At 40.2% G+C, this 25,253-nt stretch carries 20 protein-coding genes; 6 read left to right on the forward strand and 14 right to left on the reverse strand.

Annotated features, from left to right (window positions below; translation table 11 throughout):
• Nucleotides 1–60 precede the first annotated feature (60 nt).
• The 7 genes from AN391_RS00500 to AN391_RS00530 form a co-directional block, all read right to left on the reverse strand.
• Nucleotides 61–1,116: a heparan-alpha-glucosaminide N-acetyltransferase domain-containing protein gene (locus tag AN391_RS00500; RefSeq protein ID WP_055013564.1), complete on the reverse strand. Its 1,056-nt coding sequence runs from the start codon at nt 1,114–1,116 to the stop codon at nt 61–63.
• Nucleotides 1,100–1,738 carry a hypothetical protein gene (locus AN391_RS00505; RefSeq protein WP_055013565.1) on the reverse strand — a complete coding sequence of 213 codons (639 nt, stop codon included), beginning with the start codon at nt 1,736–1,738 and terminating at the stop codon, nt 1,100–1,102. Before AN391_RS00505 ends, AN391_RS00500 begins: the two co-directional genes overlap by 17 nt.
• Nucleotides 1,731–4,079 carry a GNAT family N-acetyltransferase gene (locus AN391_RS00510; protein WP_055013566.1) on the reverse strand — a complete coding sequence of 783 codons (2,349 nt, stop codon included), beginning with the start codon at nt 4,077–4,079 and terminating at the stop codon, nt 1,731–1,733. Before AN391_RS00510 ends, AN391_RS00505 begins: the two co-directional genes overlap by 8 nt.
• Before the next feature lie 25 nt (nt 4,080–4,104).
• Nucleotides 4,105–5,283: an MFS transporter gene (locus tag AN391_RS00515; RefSeq protein WP_055013567.1), complete on the reverse strand. Its 1,179-nt coding sequence runs from the start codon at nt 5,281–5,283 to the stop codon at nt 4,105–4,107.
• Nucleotides 5,280–6,599, reverse strand: coding sequence for a lysine N(6)-hydroxylase/L-ornithine N(5)-oxygenase family protein (locus AN391_RS00520; RefSeq protein WP_055013568.1), 1,320 nt, complete (start codon nt 6,597–6,599; stop codon nt 5,280–5,282). The genes AN391_RS00515 and AN391_RS00520 overlap by 4 nt, the downstream gene beginning before the upstream one ends.
• The gene (locus AN391_RS00525) at nt 6,599–8,137 is read right to left on the reverse strand and encodes an aspartate aminotransferase family protein (protein ID WP_055013569.1); all 1,539 of its coding nucleotides are present in this window, start codon (nt 8,135–8,137) and stop codon (nt 6,599–6,601) included. Before AN391_RS00525 ends, AN391_RS00520 begins: the two co-directional genes overlap by 1 nt.
• Nucleotides 8,138–8,515: 378 nt before the next feature.
• Nucleotides 8,516–9,193: a haloacid dehalogenase type II gene (locus AN391_RS00530; RefSeq protein WP_055013570.1), complete on the reverse strand. Its 678-nt coding sequence runs from the start codon at nt 9,191–9,193 to the stop codon at nt 8,516–8,518.
• Nucleotides 9,194–9,578: 385 nt separating this feature from the next.
• Between AN391_RS00530 and AN391_RS00535 the strand changes: the two genes are divergently transcribed.
• Both AN391_RS00535 and AN391_RS00540 read left to right on the forward strand, forming a co-directional pair.
• Nucleotides 9,579–10,544 (forward strand): hypothetical protein, encoded by a 966-nt coding sequence (locus AN391_RS00535; RefSeq protein WP_235576460.1) that lies wholly within the window; start codon nt 9,579–9,581, stop codon nt 10,542–10,544.
• Between the two features lie 155 nt (nt 10,545–10,699).
• Complete coding sequence (locus AN391_RS00540; RefSeq protein ID WP_055013571.1) at nt 10,700–11,521, forward strand: hypothetical protein; 822 nt, start codon at nt 10,700–10,702, stop codon at nt 11,519–11,521.
• A gap of 161 nt (nt 11,522–11,682) precedes the next feature.
• On the opposite strand, the gene AN391_RS00545 is transcribed toward AN391_RS00540, so the two are convergent.
• Entirely contained in the window at nt 11,683–12,474 is a 792-nt protein-coding gene (locus AN391_RS00545) for a class III extradiol ring-cleavage dioxygenase (protein ID WP_055013572.1), read from the reverse strand.
• Between the two features lie 104 nt (nt 12,475–12,578).
• Here AN391_RS00545 and AN391_RS00550 point away from each other — a divergent pair, with 104 nt between their 5' ends.
• Nucleotides 12,579–13,484, forward strand: a complete 906-nt coding sequence (locus AN391_RS00550) for a LysR family transcriptional regulator (RefSeq protein ID WP_055013573.1) — start codon at nt 12,579–12,581, stop codon at nt 13,482–13,484.
• Between the two features lies 1 nt (nt 13,485).
• Nucleotides 13,486–14,433 (forward strand): LysR family transcriptional regulator, encoded by a 948-nt coding sequence (locus AN391_RS00555; protein ID WP_055013574.1) that lies wholly within the window; start codon nt 13,486–13,488, stop codon nt 14,431–14,433.
• A 225-nt stretch (nt 14,434–14,658) separates the two neighbouring features.
• Here the strand turns inward: AN391_RS00555 and AN391_RS00560 are convergent, their stop codons facing one another.
• Both AN391_RS00560 and AN391_RS00565 read right to left on the reverse strand, forming a co-directional pair.
• A complete protein-coding gene (locus AN391_RS00560; protein ID WP_055013575.1) occupies nt 14,659–15,666 on the reverse strand; it encodes a zinc-binding alcohol dehydrogenase family protein in 1,008 nt (335 codons plus the stop codon).
• A gap of 205 nt (nt 15,667–15,871) precedes the next feature.
• Nucleotides 15,872–16,756: a LysR family transcriptional regulator gene (locus AN391_RS00565; RefSeq protein ID WP_055013576.1), complete on the reverse strand. Its 885-nt coding sequence runs from the start codon at nt 16,754–16,756 to the stop codon at nt 15,872–15,874.
• 111 nt (nt 16,757–16,867) lie between these two features.
• Between AN391_RS00565 and AN391_RS00570 the strand changes: the two genes are divergently transcribed.
• Nucleotides 16,868–17,593, forward strand: a complete 726-nt coding sequence (locus tag AN391_RS00570) for an aspartate/glutamate racemase family protein (protein WP_055013577.1) — start codon at nt 16,868–16,870, stop codon at nt 17,591–17,593.
• A gap of 28 nt (nt 17,594–17,621) precedes the next feature.
• Here the strand turns inward: AN391_RS00570 and AN391_RS00575 are convergent, their stop codons facing one another.
• Nucleotides 17,622–18,872, reverse strand: coding sequence for an NADH:flavin oxidoreductase/NADH oxidase family protein (locus AN391_RS00575; protein ID WP_055013847.1), 1,251 nt, complete (start codon nt 18,870–18,872; stop codon nt 17,622–17,624).
• Nucleotides 18,873–18,958: 86 nt separating this feature from the next.
• On the opposite strand from AN391_RS00575, the gene AN391_RS00580 reads away from it, so the two are divergent.
• Nucleotides 18,959–19,363 (forward strand): MerR family transcriptional regulator, encoded by a 405-nt coding sequence (locus tag AN391_RS00580; RefSeq protein ID WP_055013578.1) that lies wholly within the window; start codon nt 18,959–18,961, stop codon nt 19,361–19,363.
• 40 nt (nt 19,364–19,403) lie between these two features.
• On the opposite strand, the gene AN391_RS00585 is transcribed toward AN391_RS00580, so the two are convergent.
• From AN391_RS00585 to AN391_RS00595, 3 genes are all read right to left on the reverse strand, one after another.
• Nucleotides 19,404–19,688: a hypothetical protein gene (locus tag AN391_RS00585; RefSeq protein ID WP_082422646.1), complete on the reverse strand. Its 285-nt coding sequence runs from the start codon at nt 19,686–19,688 to the stop codon at nt 19,404–19,406.
• A gap of 140 nt (nt 19,689–19,828) precedes the next feature.
• On the reverse strand, nt 19,829–21,295 hold the full coding sequence (rmuC, locus tag AN391_RS00590; protein WP_055013580.1) for a DNA recombination protein RmuC: 1,467 nt from the start codon (nt 21,293–21,295) through the stop codon (nt 19,829–19,831).
• 771 nt (nt 21,296–22,066) lie between these two features.
• Entirely contained in the window at nt 22,067–25,210 is a 3,144-nt protein-coding gene (locus AN391_RS00595; protein WP_055013581.1) for a DEAD/DEAH box helicase, read from the reverse strand.
• Nucleotides 25,211–25,253 lie beyond the last annotated feature (43 nt).

Raw genomic sequence — 25,253 nt, forward strand, 5'->3', positions numbered from 1 at the left:
CGTGTGTAACTGCGCCCGTAAAGCCCCTTTACAGTTTATGCTGCACGCTTAGGTTTTTGCTTAAAACCAAGTAAGGATTAACTTAGTTTGCAAATACATTTTGTGTACTGCAAAAGTGAGTAAACTCATAAGCGCCATTAGGCACAACGTTGGCACAAGCGACTGCGTATGATAACCAAACACGCCCATAAACCAGCAAATAAGCACCCACTGAATAACATACAAAGCGGTAACATGTTTGCTCGCATATAAAAGAGCGCGGGTGATAGGGCCATTAAATTTATTAGCAAAAACATACTCTATAAGAGCTAAAGCACATAAATTTAAGCCAATTAAATAAATAATACCGCCGCCATTTAGGTGAAAAAAGTTACCAAACTGACCATTAAAATCAATAAATAACCATGCTGCACCAATCACTAATAATGCAGCCCCTAACTTTGCGCACACGCTAAATAAGTACGCAGCATTATGCTGGCTATTTATATATAAACGACCAAGCACGTAACCGGTTAATATAGCACTTATCCACGGAAACACCGGAAAATAAACTTGGTAGTTATTAGCAAAAAACAAATCGCTAATATAAGGCGAAAGTGTAAACTGCTGCCCCCTTACAAACTGGCTTACAAGTGCAATAGCAACGGCTAAAAAAGCAATCCCTGCGGTTTTCCAGCGGGCAATATTAAACGCACCAAACAGCACTAAGCTAACCCCAGCAAGTTGTAAAATATCACCCGTTAGCACCATAAATTGTAACTGCCCAGCACTTAATGGGCTTTGCCAACCATAGGCATTTATAAATGCCTCGGGCATGGTGTTAAATACCTCAATAGGTAGCCAAAACTTTGCCGCATTCATTAAATACGCAAGTAGTAAAAGTTGTACGCCGCGCTTAATTAATAACATGGGTGTTTGCCTACGCGAAAGTGCCATAGATAGCCCCATTGCCACTAAAAACGAGGCGGTACCTTTGCCAAGTATATGAATAACAGCACCAAATAAGCTTTCACTTTGAAGCGCTGTGCTTGAGTACATCCATAACGTGTGGACTAAAATCATAATAAAAACGCTCGCACCTCGGGCAAGGTCAATCGTTTTAAGACGTGTGTTCATTGCTTTTAATATCCTTTTTAGGGCAGGTTTGGCATTTGTTATAACCTGCTAAATAATAACGACAGCACGTTAAGCGCTCGGCCGTTAATTTAAATGGGGTGTGTAAATTAAAGTGATTACTGATTAAGTTATGTAGCTGTTGATGGCAATGCGTAATGTGCTCAGCACTTGCTAAATTTAAGCTATGAGCGCGCTCAAATGCGCTGTTAAGGGTGTCGAGTAATAAGCGCCCTTGCTCTTTATTACTCAGCGCATAATCGGTATTTATCCACTTACCTACACAGTTAATAAACTCAATAAGAACATTGTTTTGATCAGTTTTACTTAATATAGGCCCACCTGTGAGGTTAAAACCCCGGCTGTAAGCACCGCTAATATTTAACTGTAAGTGCATGGGGTTATGCGCGTTGTGTTTACACGTATACCAATAACAATAGGCATACATAGTTTGCCAACAAAGCTGCAAATATAAATGCCGGCTAATAAATTGCGTAGGCGCATGTGGGTAATGCGCCTTGCAAAAAACCGCTAATTTGCGCACTAAACCTAAGCTTGGGTAAGCCGCTGCAACCGGCTCATTTGGGCTAAATAAAAAGTGCGCAAGGGTTATGGGCTTAGCCATACAGCGTTGCCGATACCGGGTTATTTAAACTTCCGGCAAACTGTAAGCTGCCTGCGGGGTCGGTTAAATCAACCATTTGTTTATTATTGCCAAGCTGTAAGCGGTTTAAGCAAGAGTGCGCAAATTCATCACTAAAAAAGTCATACTCTTTAAAGCGCGCATTTAAGGCCGGGTTGGCTTGTTGATACACTTTTACACTTTGCGCAACGCCGTGCCAAAAATCGTGCTCGGTTATGCGTTTTTCTCTTACTAAAATAGCGACTAGGTATCTGAAAAAGCAGTCAAATACATCGGTAAATATACTTAGTAATTCAAGCTCTTTAGGCATAGCAATATGAATGCGCGATACTTCCTCAGGCAAAGACTCAGTGCTGTTAAGTAGCGCCACTTCTTCACCTATGTCTTTCATGTAGGCGCCTACAGGTACTGAATTTTTAAGCTTTAAAATGAGGTTTTCGCCGTGGGGCATAAACACCAGTTTATGAGCATAAAAACAATGCACTAACGGGATAAGGTAGGCATTAAAGTAGCTTTGTAGCCAAGCGTTTGCATTTAAGCCGCTTTGATCTATTAATGCACCTGCCATACTTTTACCGTGGTTATCTAGATGCAGCAATGCGGCCATGGTAGTGAGCTGCTCATTATTTTGTAAATTATGGTTTGGGTTTTCGCGCCATAAACACGCAAACATTTTACGGTACGGCGTATCGCCCAATGCGCTTTGCTCAAAGGTGTGATGCGCATACCCTAACGTGGCGTACTCTCTAAGCGCTGTAAAGTTACACGCGCTAAGTGTTGGGTCGTGGTTTACTTTATTAAACACCCAATCGTTTATGGCCGGAGTAACCGCCATATAAGCGCGCGAAAGCCCGCGCATAAAGCCCATATTTAAAATAGACAGCGCCACTTTTAAATACGGTTTATGTGGGTGTGAGCAGTTATATAACGTACGAATAGATTGCTGCGCTTGATATAGATCGTCACCTTCACCTAAATACACTAAGCGGTTATTGGCAAACTCGTTAGCAAACACCACACTTAATTTGTGTTGGTACTGCCACGGATGGGCAGGTATAAATAGGTAGTCGTCGGGGTTTAGATTTTGCGCTTGTAGCGCTTTGTTAAACGCATCACGAGTGGTTAAATCAAGCTCGTCACTAATGTGGCTTGGGTAGTCACTAAAATATTCACTGTGGGCAAAATCACATACTGTTTTGTGCGCCGCTAACCACAGTACTTTAAACGGTTTGCCTATTTCTGGCGCATAGCGTAAAAAGTCGCTTTTGCTAAAGCCAATTCGGCCATTATTAGCCACAAACGCAGGGTGGCCTTCGCTCATTGCCGCCTCTATTTGTTGCAGCCCTAATTTCGCAAGTTCGGCTGCGCTAAGGGTGTTATTTTCGCGTTTATAACAGGCACTGGCAAGTGTGGCATTAAGCTCTTCAAGGTAGGTGGCTAAACGCTCGCCAGTTAACCCCAGCGCAGGGCCTTGCACACTAAAAAAGTGCAGCACATCAAGCGCTACTTGCTCATTGTTAAGGTTATAAAAGCATAAACTTGGCTCGTCTATATCTATGTGGTTAAGCGCCATAGCGCGGCCGTTAAATAAAAAGTAACCCCCTTCAATATTTACTTTAAAACCGTGCGGGGTTTGCTCTGCAACCAATAAGCGCTCGTGTACAAGTTCGCTAATGGCTTTACTTTGTAAGTGCCTATTTGCCCACTGCCAATGATCAAACTTTACATAGTCGGTGTTTATGGGGGCTTGGATTTTGTGGTGTAAATTAACGTGCGCTTCAAACGCGGCTTTATTACAAAACCCAAGGTATGCGTTTTTCTCACCAAGGGTTATTTGCTTAGTATGCACAAAGCCTAAACGCTTATTTAAGGTATGAATTTTACTATTGGCAATATCGGGCTCTACCACTACGCGCGCATTATCGTTATGGGTAAAAATACTGTGTAATACACACTGCATTATTTCAAAGCTAAAATGGCGTTTTGGCCGTGTATTTGGGGCAAGTAAAATGTGCATGCCGGTATCGTTTGGCATTACCTCATAGGCAGCCGCAAGTAGCTTGTCGTGCACGGGGTTGTAAAGCTCAACAAGGGCTAGTAGCTCATTATTTTGCTCAATAACATACGCATGATGATGCGGGTTGTTTATTATATCTTGGTAGGCGCTGCACATTTGCTCGGGTGTGTGTTTATTCATACCCCAAAAATGCGCATAAGGCAGGGTAAGCCACTGGCAAATGATAGGCATATCGCTTTGCTTTAGTAACCGCATAGTCACATTACCTGTGTGTTGTAACGTGGTTACAAAAGATGAAAAATACATAAAAACTCCTAAATCTTTTTAATTATTAAGTGGCTGTGTGTGCGGCTTGGCTAACAAATTTAACGCGCCAGAGCAAAATAGCGCCAAGGCTTGCAAAGCCAATGGCAGCAAAGTAAAAAGGCACGGTGGTATTAAAATATTCCACACTCATACCCACCAATAACGACGCTAAAATAACGCCAATATTTTGCGCAACATGCACTTTGGCAAAATCACTGCCGTAGTGAGCAGGCTCACTTTTAGCAAATAACATAACCTCTAATAAAACCATTACTTGAAACAGCGCTATACCGTATAGAATGCGCGAGCTGACGACTAACCACACCGACTCTTGCGCCTGTAAATAAAGCCCAATAGCGCCAAAAATAAGCGCGCACGAAAATGTACTGGTGCGGCTAAGCGTAGGAAGAGGTAAATGCTGCCTAAAGTGGTTAAACAAAAGCATTAGTAGCGCTGCAAAAGCAGGAATGGCGTACACAAGCGCACTTTGAAATGCACTGCTTTGCGCACTCATTCCTTGCCAATGGGTCGTAAAAAATGGCCTAATTAAAAAGGCGCTAAAGTAAACAACCACGCTTATAAAACAAAATTGCCATATAAAATAAGGTGTGCGAGTACGTGGTTTTTCGCTTTCAATCGCTTGCTGATAAATACCTAGCTTTAAGCTCAGCATTAAATAGGCGCACAGCAGCACTTGTATTACATCGCCCGCCGCACTTAATAACAATGCATAACGCGGTTCGTTTAAACTAAAAAAGTAACCGCCCACTAACGCGCCGCCAATAGCACCAAAGTGCATAAGTACCGAAAACAACCCAATAATAGAAAGGTGCTTACTTTGCTGCTCTAAACGCAGTGCAAACGGGTAGATAAGCAAGTAGCTGGCTTTAAGCACCAACATAAACTGGTAATAAAACCAAAATTCCCACACGTTAGTTGCAAAATAACAAAGCAAACCAAAGCATGCGGCAATCACTTGGGTTACAAGCCAAAGAGCCAGCTCGTGGTATTTTTTGACAACCTTTGCCCACAGCGGTAATGCCAACATAACCGTAATACAACAGTTAGCTACAAACACCCCAATAAGTGTGGGGTTACTTACAGAAAATTCGCTGGCAAAAAATTGCGGATAAAACGGCAGTAATAAGGTGTCGCACACCACCGAAATAACCGTAAGCAAAATAAGCGCTAAACGTAAACTCATGCGGCGTTACTCTTTTGCTGTGAATGGGTTTCTACATCGCTTAAATCAAAACACTGAAATGCAATTTTTTGCTCAACCTGATACGGCGCATAACCGAGTATTTCGCGCAAAATTATACTATTTCGATAACACGCCATGCCTAAATCGGGGGTTACAAAACCATGGGTGTGCTGCTCTGCATTTTGCACAAATATACGCTTTTGGTCGGTATCTATTGCGTATTCACGGCTTACTATATAACGGCCTTGATCGTCTTCTGGTAGCTGCTGCGCAATGGGGTTTAAAAAAGCGGGGCGCTTGTATTTAAAGCCCGTGGCACAAATTAAATAATCGGTTTTTATTTTAAAGGCTTCATTTAGCTCTTGATGGTAAAACTCAGTCACTAAGCGCCCAGCACTTTTACGTGTATTCGTAAGCTTGCTGTTAGTTTTAAACGTAGTAGAAATTGGCCCATCTAAGCTTTGCGCGTAAAGGGTGTCAAAAATGTCATTAATTAAATCGCTATTAATGCCTTTAAATAAGTTTTTTTGATTTTGATTAAGCCAATCTCGTTGCTCGGTCTTTAAATTATAAAAGTAATCTACATACTCAGGTGAAGTCATCTCAAGAGTGAGTTTGGTGTACTCCAGCGGGAAATAACGCGGCGATCGCGCAATCCAATCTAGTTGTAAACCGTTTGGCACGGCTTGCTGTAATAAGGTGTGATAAATTTCGGCAGCACTTTGCCCAGCACCCACAACCGTAACGCGTTTAGCAGCTTTTAGCTCATCTAGGCGGTGGCAAAAGTCGCTACTGTGCAGTACGTTATTTGAATTACTTTGCACTGCGCAATCAGGAATGTACGGGGCAGGGCCGGTGCCAAGCACTAAGTGGCGCGTAACATAGTGTTGCTCCCCATTTGGGGTGTTACAGGTAACGGTATAGCACTCACTTTGCTGGCAAAATTCAACCTTGGTTACACTTTGCTCAAAGCTTACGTTACTCAGCTGCGAGCACACCCACTGGCAATAGAGGTTGTATTCTTTACGCAGTAAAAAAAAGCTCTCACGAATATAAAATGGGTATAAGCGGTTATTAAGCTTGGCATAATTTAAAAAACTGTACTTGCTGGTAGGGTCTGCAAGAGTCACCAAGTCAGACATAAATGGCGTTTGCAAAGTAACACCTTCTAGCATCATGCCGGGGTGCCAATCAAATTGGCTACGCTGCTCTAAAAATAAGCTTTTAACGCCCTCTAGTGGCTCACTTAAACACGCTAACGATAAATTAAACGGGCCAAGACCAATGGCTATAAAATCATAAGGTTGGTTGCTCATTATTTTTGCTCCTTATACGTTTGCCACGCAATAGCGCTAATTTGCTCAAGCACAGCGCGCACATCGCTCAATTGGCACTGGGCATTAAGTAACGTAAATTTAAGATAATGACGGCCGTTAATTTTGGTGCGTGCAATCATTGCGTCGCCGGTGTTTAAAAATGTTTGGCGCACGTGCAGGTTTAGGGAGTCGAGTAAATCGGGATTTTGTTTTAGCGCCTCTGGTGCAAACCGAAATACCAGTGCGCTAAGCTCTGGGTAATTTATAACTTCAAAATCAGGGTGGTCGTTAAGTACAATGTGGGTTTGACGAGCAAGGCCAATTACTTTATCAAACGCTCGCCCAAGTGGCGCTTCGCCCATAGTGCGCAGCGTTAGCCAAAGCTTTAAGGCATCAAAACGGCGTGTGGTTTGTAAGCTTTTATCAACTAAATTTGGCGTGCCATTGCCGGCCTCAGCAAGCGGGTTAAGATAGTCGGCGTAAAGGGTGATATGGCTAAAGTGGCGTTTGTCACTTAATAAAAAAGCACTGCAGCTAACCGGTTGCATAAACGATTTATGGTAATCAATAGTAATTGAATCTACGAGCTCTATACCGTTTAAGGCACTGCGATGGTGCTCACTGACCAATAATCCGCCGCCGTATGCGCCATCTACATGGCACCAAAGCTGCTCCTCTTTAGCAAGTTTTGCTATGTCTTCAATTGGGTCAATTGAGCCAAAATCGGTTGTACCTGCGGTAATTACCACAGCGATAGGTAAATCGCCCTTTGCTTTAGAATCTGCAATTGCATGGTTAAGCGCGTCCATATCCATTTGCATTTTGCTGTTTGTAGCCACAGGGACTACCGCGTTATAACCTAAGCCCAATAACGCCGCAGCCTTTTGAATACTAAAATGCGCCACCTCTGAGCAATAAATACGAAAACGCGAGGCCACGTTTGGCAAACCTTGCAGTTTTACCTGGTGATCAGGGGCATAGCGGCTCACGGCAACTTCTCGTGCAACTAGCATGGCCATTAAATTCGATTGCGTACCACCACTTGTAAAAACGCCATCGGCAGTACTCGGTAGCTTTGCTTTTTCACAGCTCCAATCAATTAATTTTTGTTCGATAAGGGTCGCGCCAGCACTTTGATCCCAGGTGTCTACTGAAGTGTTGATTGCGCCTATGATGTGCTCAGCCACAACCGCAGGGTACGTAACAGGGCAATTTAAATGCGCCATGTAACGCGGATGATGAAAATACACAGCGTGATCTAAATACACGCTTTTAAGCTCGTTTAATACCGCAGGGAAATCAGCGAGAGGTTTGGCTAAATCTACATCATTTACAGTCGCGGCAAGCGTATTAACCGCCACGCCAGAAAACGGCTTTTGCGCTTTAGCCATAGCTTGTTGTACAGCCGAAAGCCCCTGCAAAGACGCTATTTGGTAGTTAATAAATTGATCGAGATTAAATTGAGGAGGTAACCCGTTTTGCTCAAATATTGCTTGATTTTCGACAGGACTGAGCTGCGCCGATTGTAATTGTGACATATTCGCTCCTTGGTTGTACTTATATTGGGGCTGAGGATCTTAATAGTAACAATTTGCATTTACAATAATGATTAAGGGTTAGATATAGCTTTATTTTCGCATTTATAAGTGATTGATTAGTTATAAGGAATTACATTTGAAACTAAAAGAGTATGTAAAATGAGCTATGGGAAGGTGCAAAGGCGCGTGTTAAATAATGGCGGTTTGTAAAATAAGTGCGGTGGGTGAAATACTAAAGTTGAGAATTGAAAAAATGGGGAGAAGAGAGCTAAAAGCTAACGTTCTGTAAAGTGGCAATACCACGATAAAAAGTAAACCCCCTTTACAACTCGGTTAAACCTAAAGTATTAAAGAGGGATATAAAAGTAAAAATGCAGCTTAATTGATATCTTCAAGCTTGTTTTTCAAATCCACTAAATCAGTGGCAACCGTATTAGGCTGAATTTCCCACGGATCAAAAATAGAATCTTCAGAGCGCTTTATCCACGCACCGCGCATACCATGCGAAATAGCGCCGGTTATATCAAACGGATTACTCGAAATAAGCCACGTATTTGCACCCGTTGAGTTAGTTTCGCGTAAAAAATGGCTGTAAACACCTGGGTTTGGCTTAAATGTTTTCATATCGTCGGCACTTACAACACCTTCAAAAAACTCACTAATACCAGCGGTTTCGAGCAATTTATTTACCGCATCAGCAGCGCCATTAGAAAACGCAAACAATCGGTAGTTTTGTGCTTTAAGTTGCTCAAGGCCTTTTTTCACATCGTCAAAGGCGGGTAAAATTTTATACTGCTCAAGCAGTTGCTGCTTTTGATCATTACTAAGCTGCGTTTTATGCGTTAAACAGGCGTAATCGAGAGCATGTTTAGTACATAACGAAAACGGTATATAGTTTTGCATTAATCCGCGCCTAAAGGAGTATTCCAACTGTTTTTCGCGCCATGTATTTGAAAAGTTTTGCGCGTTATCGCCAATCATATCTTCAAGTAAGGTCAGTACGCCATGGGTATTTATAAGCGTGCCGTATACGTCAAATGCGAGTGTGGTTGCCATGTTTACTCCCAATAAATTTAAATTACTTGTAGGTTAGTCGCTCTGAGCTTAACTTACTTTGAACGATTGCTCAAATTAATAAAGCTTATTTGCTTTAAGCGCTAAAGTGTTAATTATCATATTGGTAAAAAGGGGCTATCTTTGTTGTTGATTACTTTGATAGCTGAGTAAAAAAGAGTGGAGCTTAGCTAGTTAAAAACCACAGGATACTATTTTTCAGTATTATAATTTGATTTAAAAATACACTAGACGAAATGTTTACGAATAGATATTATTTGTTCCTATAAAATGTAAAAGGATGAACATTATGACTTGGAAGCACTCAGGGAAAGCATAGGCTTTTGAATATGTAGCCTTAGATGAAAGTGTAGCTCAATCTTATAACTTGATTTATAACCCAGTAGAACTAAAAAGTACTCGGATTTTAATAACGAAACAAGCTTTAGCTATGCTTGGCAGTTTAAATCGATTTGATCAACAAAAAGTTATCGAAGAAATTACTTTTGTTTGCAATAACCCCAATAGTTGTAGTTCAGTTAAACACAGCACTCTCCCATTTAAACGCTTATTTCGCTCTAAAAATCAGTTCAAGTCTTATCACTATTTAATTGACTTTAAAATCACTGCAGATAATCAAGTTGTGATTCACGATATATACTTCGATACTAATGCCACTGGACCAAAGCCAAGAGAAAGTCTAGAGCGTAACATGCTGTATAACGTCAAACGTCAAGGTGGACGCTTTAATGGGGCTTGGGATAGTGATGAGTTACAGCAAAGTAAAGATTCATGGGGATTATCTGGTTCTGGCGCCACTCAAGTATCTAATCAGCATGCCGCAGTTAATGGAATGCAGAATAGTCTAAATAAAGCTACTTGGTTAATGGGTGCTCATTTAGATGTAGCTTACCCTAAGGATAGTTTTGATACATACACTTTATTTCACAACCCAACGGATCGCATGCTCTATGACGTTGTTGAGTGCATATTTGATAAACGTAAAGGGACTAAATCACAAAATGCACAACATTTAGCGGCTATTTTTTTTCAATCTCAGCAACAGGGGAAAAAAATAAAATGGGTCGTGCACAGTCAAGGTGCTATTATCTTTACTGCGGCACTTGAAGAATATGCTAAAACCCACACTTTTAAACTAACTTCCCAACAAGTAGCCGTTCACTCTCCTGGAGCGTACCTTCCACGATTAAAATCCGCAGCTGCGAGGTTAGGTATGTTAGTGCATCAAGCTAATAGTAACCCGTTTGACTTAGTACCTAACCTGGCAGGACAAAATAATTTATCCCCAAGCAGTTTGGTACGTAGCTTAAAGTTTATGGGGTTAACTTTTTAGGTACAGAATTAACTAGTCCCCATACGTTACCATATCTGGGGCTCGAGTCTTACCACACTCAACTACGCTTAGCTGGCAATCATCGTAGAGCACAAGATGTACTAAACTATATAGAAAAAAATACATAAAGCGGTTGTATTGAGAAGGATATTTAGATGCTATTGAAAAAAATACTCAGGAACTACCGCGGAGGCCCTGATTTTAAAAATATTCAGGAAGATTATTATTACCTTGACGGTGAGTTTAAATTAACAGTTGCACTTCCAGTTTGTAACCCATTAAAACCACCTAGAACAAAAATTATAAATTATCCTTATACAGAACCAAACTGGTTTGAGAATCATCATAGTCAAATTCGTCACTCGAAATATATTCCAATTCACGAGTCTTATTGGTTTTACTGGCCTCTATTTCGTACTCCAATGACAGGTGAGTTAGGAAACTTGCGTCTAAATATTACCCTTGGAAAGCTATTATCTCCCGTTGCTAGTAGTGAAGAACTTGGTCTTGCCATTCTGAAAGAATATAACGACTATTATAATTCACCCTCAATAGGAAAATATTTTAAAGGACATAACACTGAACTAGTTAATGAAATAGAAGCTCATTCTGCTCGTCGCGCCACACCATTTTCAGATGAAGAAAAGCAGGAGCAAATAGAGTCTCATATGTTTAATGCCGGCTTCCCTGAAATATCTCAATTTAATGAATATAAATTTAATAATATTGAGTGGATAAAATATACTGAGCTTCGTTCTAATGAAACAAAGAAAAAATACGTTTTTGCAACGTTATTAGATAAAAAACACTACCTTATGGCTAATTTTACATTCGATCTAAATATGTCCCATAATGATAAACCTTGGTATAAAGATGTCAATGCAGCTATAGCTCCTATAATGGAAGGAATTACGCTTAAACAATTAGAAAACATAAGTGAGGAAAAAAAGTTACTAAATGACTCTTTTGATAACTAAACAAATTGTAATTTAAAAATATAAAATCAAAGTCCTAGTTTCTTAAGAGCCCCCCCTAGCTTTATACCTTCGTTTAGTTACTCTAAATTAACCACTCTTGTAAACCCCCATTACACTTTGATTAAATAAACGACTAGGTGCTTGCACTGTACTAATTAAAATTAATAAAACTTATACGCATCGAGCGCTAAAATATCCATTTCGGTATCACTAAAGAGTTTTTCAACCTGCGTGCCGCCTGCACCCATTGCCGCAAATAATGGTAAAAAGTGTTCTTGAGTAGGGTGGTTAAATAACACATGCGGTGCTTGGGTTAAATAATCTAACAGGGCGGCAGTGTCTTGCGCTAAAAGCGTTTGTTCAACCCATTGAGTAAACTCATTAACCATTTGCACACGATTGGGGGTAGGTGGCTTTTTAAATATTTCGGGTAGATTATGGCTAATCCCGCCGGAGCCAATAATTAATATATTTTGCTCGCGAAGTGGAGCAAGTAACTGACCGAATTCGTACATGGCCTTTGCGCCTAAACGCGTATTTATAGACACCTGCACGATAGGAATATTAGCCTGTGGGTACATTAAGCGCAGAGGTATCCATACGCCATGATCCCAACCTTGGGTTGCATTAAGCTCGGCCTCAATACCTTTGTCTTTAAAGCGCGCTGCAATATCGTTAGCAAGTGAAGGCTCGCCCGGTGCGGGATATTTAATGTTATACATATGGGCAGGGAAATTATAAAAGTCGTGAATGGTTTTGGGCGCTTTGCCTGCAGTAATCACTATGTTGTTGCTTGCGTCATTGTTAGCAACATCAAAATGGGCCGAAAAAATAATAATAGCGCTCGGTGTTTTAAGCGTTTTACTAAGCGATGTTAAAAAATCAGAAGTGGGAGATTGCTTAATTGCCATTATTGGCGAGCCATGTGAAATAAATAAAGTGGGCTGAACCATGCTATTACCTAATTAGTCTATTTTAATATGGCCACTTTATTGCTTTTTAATTTGGTGATAAATATGCTATTTATTTATAAATTACAAACAACGTATTGTTAATTATGGACAAGCTAACCACCATGAAAACTTTTGTGAGCGTAGTGCAAGAGGGTTCATTTTCTAAAGCCGCCGATAAACTCGATATATCGCCGCAATTGGTGAGTAAATATGTATCAGCACTGGAAGAGGGGCTGTCTACCCGTTTATTGCACCGCACCACACGAAAAGTAAGCACCACCGAGGCGGGGGATCACTATTTCACTCGCTGCCTACAAGTACTTGGCGATATAGACGATATGGAAAACTCGCTTAATAACTTAAGCGAAAACGTATCGGGTGTACTGAGTATTAGTGCGCCTATGTCGTTTGGGGTTAAGCATTTAGCACCACTGCTGGTTGAGTTTCAAAAGCAATATCCAAATTTAAAGTTAGATTTAAAACTCACTGACCAATTTATAGATATAGTTGAGCAAGGCATTGATATAGCGCTGCGTATTGGGGTGTTAAAAAACTCATCCCTTATTGCTAAAAAAATAGCGCCTATACGCTTAGCGGTATTTGCATCGCCTGCGTATTTAAAGCAGCACGGTACACCCACTACACTGCAAGAGCTTCAACAACATAATTATTTACGCTACGCCAACGCAGAGCCTGCTAAAAGGCTTACAGGGGTTAATGAACTTAAAAGCGAGTTTAAACTTGAAAGTAACTTAGTGGCTAACAACGGTGATTTAATACTAAATACAGCCATTGCAGGCGGCGGCATTGCTATGCAACCTACCTTTATAGCTGGTGAGGCACTCGCGCAGGGTAAAGTTGTGCGTATTTTACAAAAGTTTGAGCCTGAGCCTATGGGGCTTTATATGGTGTACGCAAACAGGCAGTTTTTGCCTAGTAAAGTGCGCGCATTTGTTGACTTTACTAGTGACTATTATGGCGATGTGCCTTATTGGGATTTAGGAGAATGACATGTCGATCACCAATCAATTAGCGTTATTTGTAGATGTAGTGCAACAAGGCTCATTTGCTAAAGCTGCCGCCTTAAACGATATGGATAATTCGTCACTTTCTAAACAAATTAAAAAGCTTGAAAGTAGCTTAGGTGTGCAATTACTTAACCGGTCTACGCGCTCGTTTTCGCTTACCTCGGCAGGGGATGAAATACTCCAACAAGCGCACATTATTATAGATACCCTTAATGATATTCACAATATTGCCGACTCCTACCAAGCCAAACCTAAAGGCATTTTACGCATAACCTCGGGCATGTTTTTTGGGCAGCAATATATTCAGCCTGTTATTAATATATTTATGCAAAAGTACCCAGAGGTAAAAATTACCCTAATGCTTGATGATAAGCGCAACGATATTATTAGCGACCATTACGATTTAGCGTTTAGAATTGGCAAACTTGACGACTCAAACCTAACGGCAAAAAAAATATCTGATATGCATTTTGCCTTGGTTGCCTCGCACGATTTTATAGCGCGCCATGGTATGCCAAATACACCTGAGGAGCTTTTAGCTTTACCTGCAATAGTTTATGGCAATGGCGATGTAAGCCTAGATCAAGTTAAATTAAGCACACAACCTCATGGTGATGAATTCAAAACCCATAAAATGAAGGGCAATTATAAAGTAAGTGACGTACGCGCTATGCTTGATGCCACTAAAGCGGGCTTAGGGTATGTGATGCTTGATTTATTTAACCTAGAAAAACCCATAGACGAAATGGGGTTAGTGCCACTTTTAACGAATTATAAGCTTAGCGCATCGGGCACTGGTATTTATGCGCTTTACCCGCACCGTAAGCAAACGCCACTGGTAAGCGAATTTATAAAAACGGTACAAGAGTATATTGGCAGCCCAGCATTTTGGGTTAATCATATTCCTAATTACAAACAGCTTTATAATTAATACCAATCCGCATTAATACTTAATCATTTTCAGGGGCTAAACGTGTCGCTATCTGCGTTAAAAAATTCTCATTTAGAACAACTAAACAGCGATTTTTTTGCCTTGCTATCAACACGTTTAGCCATCCTCAAAATAGATCACTTAATTATGCGGATTGGTATAACAGCCACAAAAAAGCCCTGTTAGGGGCCTGTATACTCAAAAAAACTTTATTAGCTAAAGGCCTTAAAAGCCTTCTAACACCACTTTACCTTTAGCGGTTTGCGATTCAAGGTGCTGATGCGCTTTGCGTAAATTGGCTGCGTTAATTTTACCTAAGTGTTCACCTACGGTGGTTTTAATTTGCCCTTGGTCAATCATAGTGGCTACGTTATTTAAAATAATGTGTTGCTCTTGCATATCGTCGGTTTTAAATAACGAGCGAGTAAACATAAGCTCCCAATGTACCGACACGCTTTTGTTTTTAAAAGGCACAATATCAAGTGTTTCAGGGTCATCAATAAGTGCAAATTGACCTTGTGGTTTTACTATTTTCTCTATTTCAGGCAAGTGTTGCTCTGTATTGTTTAAGCTTACTACGTAATCCACTTCGCTTAAGTTTTTGGCTGCAAATTCTTCACTTAATGGATTGCGGTGATTAACAATCATATTGGCACCTAAATCTTCTAACCACGATATTGTTTCGGGGCGAGAGGCGCTGGCAATAATATTTAATTTAGTACGCTGCTTTAACAGCTGCACCATAATTGACCCCACACCACCGGCGGCTCCAATAACTAAAATGCTTTTAGAGTCATCGTTTTTAGCTACGTTTAAACGGTCAAACAATAATTCCCATGCAGTAATGCTGGTAAGTGGTAATGCAGCCGCTTCGCCATACGAAAGCGAACTTGGCATATGGCCAACAATACGCTCGTCAACTAATTGAAACTGCGCGTTACTGCCTGAGCGCGTTATATCGCCTGCGTACCATACTTTGTCGCCTGGCTTAAATAACGAAACGTTTTCGCCAACCGATTTAACAATCCCAGTTGCATCCCAACCAATTACTTTATACTCGCCATTTGCTGCCGGCATTGCTTGGCGAATTTTAAAATCAACTGGGTTAACCGATACCGCTTTAACTTCAACTAAAATATCGTGGCCGTGTGCTGTTGGCGTTTCAAGTTCAATGTCTTGTAGTGATAGTTCGTTTTCGATAGGTAAACTTTTTTGATATCCGATTGCTTTCATGGGAGTTGCCTCGTTAGCTAGTTAATACTCTGTGTTGATGTCGCTATTTTGGCTTCACCAACGCTATTAAAAAAGAGACAAAACGCCCAATTATTATGGAAATAAAACTCCATAATTAAATAGGCAAATAAGTAAAATACAGATTCATATTGCTTTAAGCACGTTAAATTAATAACGCCTATTTAACTGTAACGGGGGTTTACAGTTAAGTTATATTAAGCTCGGTTAATTTATTCCACACACTTTCGCCACCGGGGTGCAAAGCCGCATGATACCTATACGCGTAGTAAGTTATAGGCACGCAGTGGTGCTCACTCCCTACAACTACAAGCGTATTATTTTTAAGTTCATTAGATATAACGTAGTCGGGCAGCCAAGCAATACCATTACCCGCAACAGCGTGTATTTTTAATAGCTCCGTCATGGATGAAACAAATACTTTTTTTAGCTTAGCACTGGATATAATCGGCTCTAATTGCCGGCCCATGTAGGAGTCGAGGCTGTAGGCTAAATGCGGTATAGGCGCAGCGCTTTCTAGGTTATACAGGGCTTTGCCCTGAATGTCACAAGCACTAACAGGTAATAACTTAGCATTCCCTATTTTTTGATGACTAAATGGCGGCAGTTTAAGGCGTTCGTTATCAAAGGCGATAAGTAAGTCGCATTCACCTTGCTCTAACGCTTCAGTGGCTTTATCTACGTCTATTGCCTCAAGGTTGAGTACTATATCTCGCTCATCTTGCGTTTGAAAATTAGCAAGTTTTAAGGTTAAAAAACTCGCTAAAGAATGGGCAGCCGCAACCTTTACAGAATAATTTTGCTGCACCGATAACTCCTCAAGCATGCTAACCGAGGTATTCATTTGGTTTATTAAATTACGCGCTGTTATATGAAATATTTTACCGCTTGGGGTAAGGGTAATAGGCAGATTTTCTCGATCGATTAACGCTGCGCCAAGCGTATCTTCAAGGGCTTTTATACGCCGACTAAATGCAGGCTGTGTAACATGCCTGAGCTTTGCCGCTTGCGAAAAGCTTTTTGTGTGCGAGAGCGTTAAAAAATCTTCTAACCATTTACTTTCAATATTCATAGCTGCTACTTAGTTATGCAAGTTATGCATGGGTGGTAAAATAATAGCATTATTCAAAGTAAATAAAACATTATAAATTAAGCCTATAGACTCAATAACTGGAACGTAATCATGCTCAGAACTCTTGGTGTATTAGGCGGAATGGGGCCCTTGGCTACCGCCTCATTTATGAACCAGGTAATTGCGCTATCTCCTGCTAAAAATGATCAAGAGCACATACCTATGTTTATAAGGAATATCCCACAAATTCCTGATCGAACAAAATTTTTAATGGGTATTGAAGATGAAAATCCATTTTTTGAGCTAAAAAAGGGCTTTAAAGAACTATCAAACTTAGGTGTAAGTTGTATTGTTATTCCGTGTAATACCGCGCATTATTGGTACGATGCACTCACTAAAAATGCCGATGTACACACTATTAGTATTGTAAAAAGTGTTATTAAAAAGGTTAAAGCTACTAATAAGCAAAAGGTGGGTATTCTAGCTACTACAGCCACACTAAATATGGGCATTTACCAAAATGCGTTTAAGCAGCACAAAATTGATTTTGTTGAACCAAACCCTCAACAACAAGCTGACATAATGGATGGCATAACCGCCGTAAAAGCGGGGGATTTAAATACAGGGCGTAACTTATTAAGCAAAGCTTACGATTTAATGCTTGCCCAAGGTGCAGATTGCGTATTGTTTGGCTGCACCGAAATACCGCTAGTACTAGATGAACAAGCTAATCAATCGCCAGATACCTGCTTAGATACCATCGCTATTTTAGCGCAAGAGTGCGTTAACTGGGCGTATACAAACGCCCACCAACCAACGCTCTCAAGTGTGGCATAGTAATGATAGGGTAAATACTAGGTGCAAGCTAATTAAGCTCTTTAGCAAAGCGTTTTCGGTAGCGCTTTGTAAGCTTTGCAGCACGTATTTGGTCGCTTATTATAGTAAAAATAGCCGAGGCATTTGCCTTAACGTGTTTACCTTCGCCAAGGCGACGAAGCTGCCTTTTTACCAGTGCCATAGTGGCAAGCCCAGCGAGTGTTTTGTCTTTAAAAGTAACCCGCGGCATAAGTGGGTTATGCATTGGCTGTGTTTGCCAACTATTAACTAAGTTTGGTTGAAATGCCAGTGCTGTTGCAATACCAACGAGCGCAACGCCTGAGCTAATAACTTTATTTGCCACCTCTAATCGGCTAATACCACCTGTGGTCATAATAGGTATGTTCGACTGCTCGCTAATTGCTTTAGCAAACTCTAAAAAGTATGCCTCACGCGCAAGTGATCGCTCATCGCCTGTTTGGCCTTGCATAGCTGGTGCTTCGTAGCTGCCGCCCGAAAGCTCTACAAAATCAACCTTTAGTGCACTTAGCATATCTACAACCGCTTGCGCGTCACTTGGCTCAAAACCGCCGCGCTGAAAATCAGCAGAGTTTAGCTTAACTGATACCGAAAACCGCTCGCTACAGTGTGCTTTAACGCTTTTGGTAATTTCGCGTAATAAGCGGGCACGGTTTTCAAGGCTACCGCCCCATTCGTCATTACGTTTATTAGTCAGAGGAGATAAAAACTGTGCCAGTAAATAGCCATGTGCAGCATGTATTTGCACACCATTAAACCCAGCTTTCTCAGCTTGTTGCGCCGTATGAGTAAATCGGGCGATAACATCATAAATTTCGCTTTTATCCATCGCTTTTGGCTGTGCAAAATAGTGCGAGTGTTTGCCCATATTAAGCGCGATATCAGAAGCACTAAGCGCTTTACCGCCCATTTTTTTAAACACTTGGCGGCCAGGGTGATTTATTTGCATGACAATTTTACAGTCATTTTGCTGTGCTAAACGTGAAAGTTCTGCAAAAGCTGTAATATCGGTTTTCTGTTCAAGTGCAAGGCCTCCAGGTCCTGTCATTGCAAGGTGGTCAACCATAACATTGCCGGTGATAATTAATCCGCAACCACCTTTAGCCCATTCGCTGTATAGATTTTTAAGCACTTGCGAAGGTGTTAAATCGGCTTCTGCGAGGTTTTCTTCCATAGCGGCTTTTACTACTCGGTTTTTAAGGGTTAAACCACTTGGTAAGGTAAAAGGGGTAAATACAGGGTGTTGTTTATTTTCAGACATAATGTAAACCATAAATTGACATTACAGTCACTATAACCTTAAAGTCAGCTTTAAGGTCAACTGTCATTTTAGGCTAATAAACAACAATGAAAATAGGTGAACTTGCAAAACAAAGTGGTACAGCAGCCAGCACAATAAGGTATTACGAAAGCATAGGTTTGCTTCCAGCTGGTGTGCGTAGCAGCAATGGCTATCGCCAATACACGGCAAATAGTGTCGAGCAGCTCAAAATAATTAAGTTTGCACAAAGTTTAGGGTTTTCGCTTGAAGAGATCCCCTCCCTGCGTAAGCCTAATGAGGAGCTTGAACACAACGCCATTATTGAGCGCCTCAAGCAAAAACAACATGAGGCCAACGCACTAATAAAGCAGCTACAGCGTAAATCAGAGCGTATAGGTAGTTTAATTACCCTACTAGATACAAGCTGGTCTAATGGCGGGTGTATTGGCAATGAAAAAATCAATGAGTTATTAAATGAGTTGGAATATTAAAGCCGTAAGCGAGTACATGTGAGCTTTACTTGTGTTAGTTTTACGGCGCTTTACCATGAAAATTGATATAAAGCGTTTGTAAACTTTCCGGAACGAAGGGCCACCCAAGCGCAATAGTATGGGGGCTTGCGCCCCAAAATAATGTTTCTACGTAATATACGTCTATGTGTTCAATTACTTTTGCCTTAGCGTTTATTGGTTTTTCAGCCATGTAATTTAAATAACACAGGGCCTGCTCCACATTACCAAGAGCAAAAGCCTGCGTTGTGGCTTTAGAAAATGCCTCCATTTTAAACGTGGTTTCATCTTCATCATAGATGCTCATTAATTGCTTTAACTTCAGGGAATTGAATATTGATATCATCTAACAAATTAAAAATCGTTTTCATATTTTTTTACCGAGAGCTCAATTAATTGCAACCTAAGCAAAGAGAACCATAAACCTTTTGCATATAAAAAGTAGAACTAATCCAGCTCTAATTGAGCTTTTTCTACGCTTTCGTTTGGTAGCTCTTTTTGAACCGATACACCTAGCTCTTTAAATTCAGACGCTTGTTTAATTAAGTTACCTTTACCACGGTAAAGCTGTGAAAAGGCTTTATCGTAACTTTCTTTTGCGCGGTCAAGTTGTTTTCCAACACCTTCCATACTTGTTAAAAAGCCATTGAGCTTGTTGTAAAAGCGTTCGGCACGATTTGCCAGCTCTTTAGAGTATTTAGTTTGCTCTTCAAAGCGCCACAGCTGTTTAACAATATTAAGGCTTGTAAGTAGGGTAGTTGGTGTAGCAACTAAAATATTTTTTTCGATGGCTTGCTGGTAAATATCGCTTTGGTATTTAAGGGCCTCTACAAAGGCAGACTCAATAGGGACAAACATAATAACCACTTCAGGTGAGTTTATACCAGGGAGACGATCGTACGATTTACTGGCAAGCTCGTTAATACGTGCTGTAACAGCATGTACATGCTCTTTAATTGCTTGGCTAGCCTCTAATTCGTTTTCGGCGTTAACGTAGCGGGTATAAGCATTTAGCGAAGTTTTAGCATCAATCACTAAGTGGCGGCCCTGTGGTAAATACACTACTACGTCGGGGCGCAGTCGGCCGTCTTCGGTATTAAACGATACTTCGCGTTTGTAGTCCGTTCCCGCGCGCAGGCCTGCGCTGTCGAGTACGTTTTCGAGCATCAGTTCGCCCCAATTACCTTGGGTCTTTTTTTGCCCTTGTAAGGCATTACTGAGTTTATCGGCTTGCTCGGTAATAGCTTGGCTTTTGGCTTGTAAGTGCAGTAGTTCTGTTTTAAGAGCAGCCCGTTGCTTTAAATCTTCAACGTGAATCGATTCCATTTTATCTCTAAAACCTTTTAGCTCCCCTTGAACAGGTTTTAATAGTTGTTCAATGCTTTCTTGGTTTAGCGTTTTAAAGCTTTGCGACTTTTCTTCTAAAATTTTATTAGCTAGGTTTTCAAACTCTTTTTTAAGCACACTTTTGCTTTGCTCTATTTGAGCAAGCTGCTCGGTAAAGTTTTGCTGCTTTTGTTCAAGCGTAGTGCGCATATTATTAAGCTCAATATCGCGCTGGTTAAATTGCTCTCGCAAAGCGGTTAGTTCGCCTTCGGCTTTACGCCAGAAATGGTTGTATTGAATACTTTGTTTTTCTTGCTCGCTAAAGCGAGTTTTAAAGTGCTGTGCTTCATCGCGCTGCTCTTGGTGTGATTGCTCAAGTAGCTCATGCTCGTCAAATAAAGCAGTGTATTGCTGCTGCTTGTTGTCGTACTGATTTTGTAATAACGATAGCTGCTGCTGTTGTTCGCTAATTTGCTTTTTTAACTTGTTCCGAGAAGGTAGCGAAACAAGGCCATAGAGTACAAGCCCAGTTGTAATCCCTGCACCGGCGCTTAACCAATCAATATGCGTTATTAGCTGAGTAAACATAAAATAAACTTATAAAATTTAGAGACATGCCATCATAACGAATAAAACTTGTGGGGGGTAGAGGCTAATTTAAGACAGAAAAAAACCAGCTTAAAAGGAGCTGGCTTATTCATTACTAAATTCAGTAACTAATCGGGAAATCAACATGAAGCTTGTGATAACTGCAATTAATCAACAAGCAAAATAGTAGACGCCGTGTTTTAAATTTAGTTCAAACAATTTATAAAAAATGCAATTTAGGTGGCTAATGCGGGTATAAAAAAAGCCAGCTTAAAAGGAGCTGGCTCAATCATTACTAAAATTAGTAATTAAACGGGGTAAATCAACATGAAGCTTGTGTTAACTGCAATTAATCAACAAGCATAATAGTAGACGTCGCACATGAAATTAAGTTCACATAAAAATATAAAGAATTTAAAAATTAAAATATGGGCATAAAAAAAGCCAGCTTAAAAGAAGCTGGCTCAATCATTACTAAAATTAGTAACCAATCAGGGAAATCAACATGAAGCTTGTAATAACTGCAATTAAACAACAAGCAAAATAGTAGACACGTGTTTTTAAATTTAGTTCAAACAATTTATAAAAAATACAATTTAAGGTCTTATTTACAGGCATAAAAAAAGCCAGCTAAAAGGGCTGGCTTAATCATTACTAAAATTAGTAACCAAACAGGGAAATCAACATGAAGCTTGTAATAACTGCAATTATTCAACAAGCATAATAGTAGACGCCCTCGTATTAAATTAGTTCAACTGTTTATTTAAAAATTTAACTTTTTATAAGTGATAACATTTGCTGCTCATCAAACGATGTGAAGCTCATTGATTTATCGGTAAATAATGCATCAACAAGCGCTTGCTTATCTTGCTGCATTTTAAATACCTTTTGTTCAATTGAATTACTCATAATTAATTTATAAACAAACACTGGATTTGTTTGGCCAATACGATAAGCGCGATCGGTGGCCTGTTTTTCAACAGCTGGGTTCCACCATGGATCAAAATGAATAACAGTATCGGCCTGGGTTAAGTTAAGCCCAGTACCGCCTGCTTTTAAACTGATTAAAAATACCGAGGTTTTGCCACTAGTAAACTCGTCAATTACTTTGTCGCGATGACGCGTTTGCCCAGTTAGCATACTAAAATTAATATGTATGTCGTTTAAACGCTCTGCAATTAAATCGAGCGCAGAGGTAAATTGGCTAAAAATAATTACTTTACGACCAAGTCTTAGCATTAACGGCAAATGCGTAGTTAGCCATTCTAATTTTGCTGAACCTGCTTGTGTTTCTGGCTCTATTAATTTTGGATGACAACAAATTTGCCTAAGCTTTAATAGCGCTTCTAAAAATGCGAGCTTACTTTTTTGTGCGCCTTGCTCAGCAAATAAGTCTATAAGCTTTTCTTCTAATGCGCGCGTAATACCTTGGTACATATCTTTTTGTTTGGGCTCAAACTCAAACTCTTTTAGCAGCTCTGTTTTTTGTGGGAGCTCTTGCGCTACCTGCGCTTTTGTACGGCGTAATATAAACGGCATAATAAGCGACTTTAGTTGCTCAGCGCGTTCAGAATCGGCTTCGCGCTCAATAGGTGTTTGAAAGTGCTGTTTAAAATGTGCCTGCGAGCCGAGCAATGAAGGCATGGCAAAGTCGAGTAACGACTTAAGCTCAAATAAATTATTTTCGATTGGCGTACCGCTTAAACATAACTTAAAGTCAGCATTTAAACGCTTAACTAAGCGCGAGACTTGTGCAGTATCGTTTTTAATATATTGCGCTTCATCTAAAATAATATTTTCAAAATAAAGTGGCGAGTAATAAGCAATATCACGTTTTAGTAATGGGTAAGTCGTCAAAATACATTGCGCTTGCGCTAAATGTTGTAAAGGCTCATTACGTTGCGAGCCAAAGATAGTGGTTACTTTAAGGCTTTTGGCAAATTTGGTTATTTCGTTTTGCCAATTACTTACCAAGCTAGTAGGGCACACTATAAGAGTCGGCCCCGCTTGCGGGCGATTAAAACTGCTGGCTAAAAAGGCAATAACTTGTAGCGTTTTACCAAGTCCCATGTCATCAGCAAGTATGCCGCCCAATTGGTGGCGTTTTAAAAAGCTAAGCCAATCAACACCTTGTTGCTGGTATTCACGTAGTGTTACCGAGTCATTTAAACCGTGTAAGGGCACCACTGGCATTGCTTGCTCGGTGTTATTTAACTCATCAAGATAACGCTCAAGAGAGTCATCATGAAGGTCTATAGTGACTGCGGTATGCTTTACCAGCTCAGGCAAATAAGAAAGCGGGATATTAAATTCTTCGCGTGTTTTTACAAACTCAAAGCGTTGTTTAAATTCTGTTAGTAAATTAATCGCATCTTTACTAATAACACCAAATTGACGCCCAACAGGGTAGTAATAAAACAGCTCACTTTGACGATTTAATGATTGATAAGTGGCATCATCAGTATTAAAAAGTGCACCGGCTTTGGCATCACTTAATTGCACTTTGCAGTGCATTTGGTGCCCTGCAGCACGGTTTACATCGAGTGTAACGTGTCCTTGAGGGTCGGCTACATTTACTTTGGTTTGAGTTACTTGCCAACCACGCTTTTTGAAGCCAGGGAATACTTCGTAAACAAGCCAATGTAAATGTATAGGTGATTGTTTATTAAATATAAACTCACTTTGTAAACCCCCTTTACAAAACTCAAAGCCTAAATTTACTAACTCATTTGTTACTGTGTTTTCAAATGCACTATTTATTAAACTCGATGGCGCTGTTCCCGCTGGGTAATTTTTGTTTTTATATTTAAACAGTAGCGAGACTTTAAGGGCTTGCTCATCCATAGTGGCTTTTAAAACAGCATTACCAAGTTGCTTAACGTTGACTTGTTCGTTATTCGGATGCGGTATAACACCGGCTCCAAAATTGTCTGCAAGTTGTTTATAAATACGATCAAAATTTGCATCATGTAGTGCAGGAATTGATTGTAAATGTGCTATTTCATCAGCACTAAGCTGCGTTCTGATCCGGCCAACTTTAAAGTGATCAAGATCTAAATAAGCAGGCGGCGTGGTTTTGATCAGTGCCCAATTTTTACTGTGTTCAAGCTCAGTAATTAATTGCGATAACTCGTTTTTTTGCTGCCATTTAAAATTCAGCGACTGGCCTGTTTGGGCTTTAATAGCCACACGCGAACGCTGCAAAAACAATCGCTCAGTTGCAATTAATTGTTGTAAAGCGCTAAAGCCCCATTGTCCTTTTAGCTCTAAATTACCCACTGCATTTTGTGAGCGAATCCAACTAAATAGTCTGAAGTCACTTTCGAGCAAATCGTTAGGCGTTACAAAACTATTTAATTGTTGTTCCGTAAGATTACGGCCCAGCGTGTAGTTATTATTTTTGTTGTAATTAGCAATTTTTGGCGTTAAAAAAACTTTATTATTTTCAATGTCTAATACAAATAGAAGAACTTGCGAAGGATGTTTAGTATTTAAACTTTTAAGTGCTGACAGCTCACTAAACCAATCATTAATAAAGTAGTCTTCTCCGTATTCACCTGAGTGCTCTATTTTGAGTTTAAATAATACGGCAGCTAAGTGCCTACATTTGGTTTTAGCATTACAAGAGCAATGCGTATCTACAGAGTAACCAGTCGGTACTTTACTAATTTCAATACGTTGGTTAAATGCTGATCCGGTAGCGCTTTGTACAGTTGAGTCAATAACAGCAAAATCACTACTGAATTCTAGCCAACTAATTTGGCCGTTTTTATAATACTCTTTGCCTTTATCAAGCACGTTAGGCCTAAATAGCTTTTTTATAAAGCGCTCAGAAAGAGGAAACAAGGTTGCCTGCTCATTTTTTATTTCTTCAAAAATAGCCAGTAAATCATTTTTTGATAAGTTAGCAGACATGTCACTCTAAGTATTAAATTTTTAAAATAATTCTGCCAGTATA

It is taken from the genome of Pseudoalteromonas sp. P1-13-1a, assembly GCF_001401875.1.
In the GTDB taxonomy this organism is placed as follows: Bacteria; Pseudomonadota; Gammaproteobacteria; order Enterobacterales; family Alteromonadaceae; genus Pseudoalteromonas.

What these genes read in the sequence shown, in the direction of transcription:
- AN391_RS00500 (WP_055013564.1), bottom strand. Translation starts at nt 1,116, where the DNA reads ATGAACACACGTCTTAAAACGATTGACCTTGCCCGAGGTGCGAGCGTT.
- AN391_RS00505 (WP_055013565.1), bottom strand. Translation starts at nt 1,738, where the DNA reads ATGGCTAAGCCCATAACCCTTGCGCACTTTTTATTTAGCCCAAATGAG.
- AN391_RS00510 (WP_055013566.1), bottom strand. Translation starts at nt 4,079, where the DNA reads ATGTATTTTTCATCTTTTGTAACCACGTTACAACACACAGGTAATGTG.
- AN391_RS00515 (WP_055013567.1), bottom strand. Translation starts at nt 5,283, where the DNA reads ATGAGTTTACGTTTAGCGCTTATTTTGCTTACGGTTATTTCGGTGGTG.
- AN391_RS00520 (WP_055013568.1), bottom strand. Translation starts at nt 6,599, where the DNA reads ATGAGCAACCAACCTTATGATTTTATAGCCATTGGTCTTGGCCCGTTT.
- AN391_RS00525 (WP_055013569.1), bottom strand. Translation starts at nt 8,137, where the DNA reads ATGTCACAATTACAATCGGCGCAGCTCAGTCCTGTCGAAAATCAAGCA.
- AN391_RS00530 (WP_055013570.1), bottom strand. Translation starts at nt 9,193, where the DNA reads ATGGCAACCACACTCGCATTTGACGTATACGGCACGCTTATAAATACC.
- AN391_RS00540 (WP_055013571.1), top strand. Translation starts at nt 10,700, where the DNA reads ATGCTATTGAAAAAAATACTCAGGAACTACCGCGGAGGCCCTGATTTT.
- AN391_RS00545 (WP_055013572.1), bottom strand. Translation starts at nt 12,474, where the DNA reads ATGGTTCAGCCCACTTTATTTATTTCACATGGCTCGCCAATAATGGCA.
- AN391_RS00550 (WP_055013573.1), top strand. Translation starts at nt 12,579, where the DNA reads ATGGACAAGCTAACCACCATGAAAACTTTTGTGAGCGTAGTGCAAGAG.
- AN391_RS00555 (WP_055013574.1), top strand. Translation starts at nt 13,486, where the DNA reads ATGTCGATCACCAATCAATTAGCGTTATTTGTAGATGTAGTGCAACAA.
- AN391_RS00560 (WP_055013575.1), bottom strand. Translation starts at nt 15,666, where the DNA reads ATGAAAGCAATCGGATATCAAAAAAGTTTACCTATCGAAAACGAACTA.
- AN391_RS00565 (WP_055013576.1), bottom strand. Translation starts at nt 16,756, where the DNA reads ATGAATATTGAAAGTAAATGGTTAGAAGATTTTTTAACGCTCTCGCAC.
- AN391_RS00570 (WP_055013577.1), top strand. Translation starts at nt 16,868, where the DNA reads ATGCTCAGAACTCTTGGTGTATTAGGCGGAATGGGGCCCTTGGCTACC.
- AN391_RS00575 (WP_055013847.1), bottom strand. Translation starts at nt 18,872, where the DNA reads ATGTCTGAAAATAAACAACACCCTGTATTTACCCCTTTTACCTTACCA.
- AN391_RS00580 (WP_055013578.1), top strand. Translation starts at nt 18,959, where the DNA reads ATGAAAATAGGTGAACTTGCAAAACAAAGTGGTACAGCAGCCAGCACA.
- AN391_RS00585 (WP_082422646.1), bottom strand. Translation starts at nt 19,688, where the DNA reads ATGAGCATCTATGATGAAGATGAAACCACGTTTAAAATGGAGGCATTT.
- rmuC (WP_055013580.1), bottom strand. Translation starts at nt 21,295, where the DNA reads ATGTTTACTCAGCTAATAACGCATATTGATTGGTTAAGCGCCGGTGCA.
- AN391_RS00595 (WP_055013581.1), bottom strand. Translation starts at nt 25,210, where the DNA reads ATGTCTGCTAACTTATCAAAAAATGATTTACTGGCTATTTTTGAAGAA.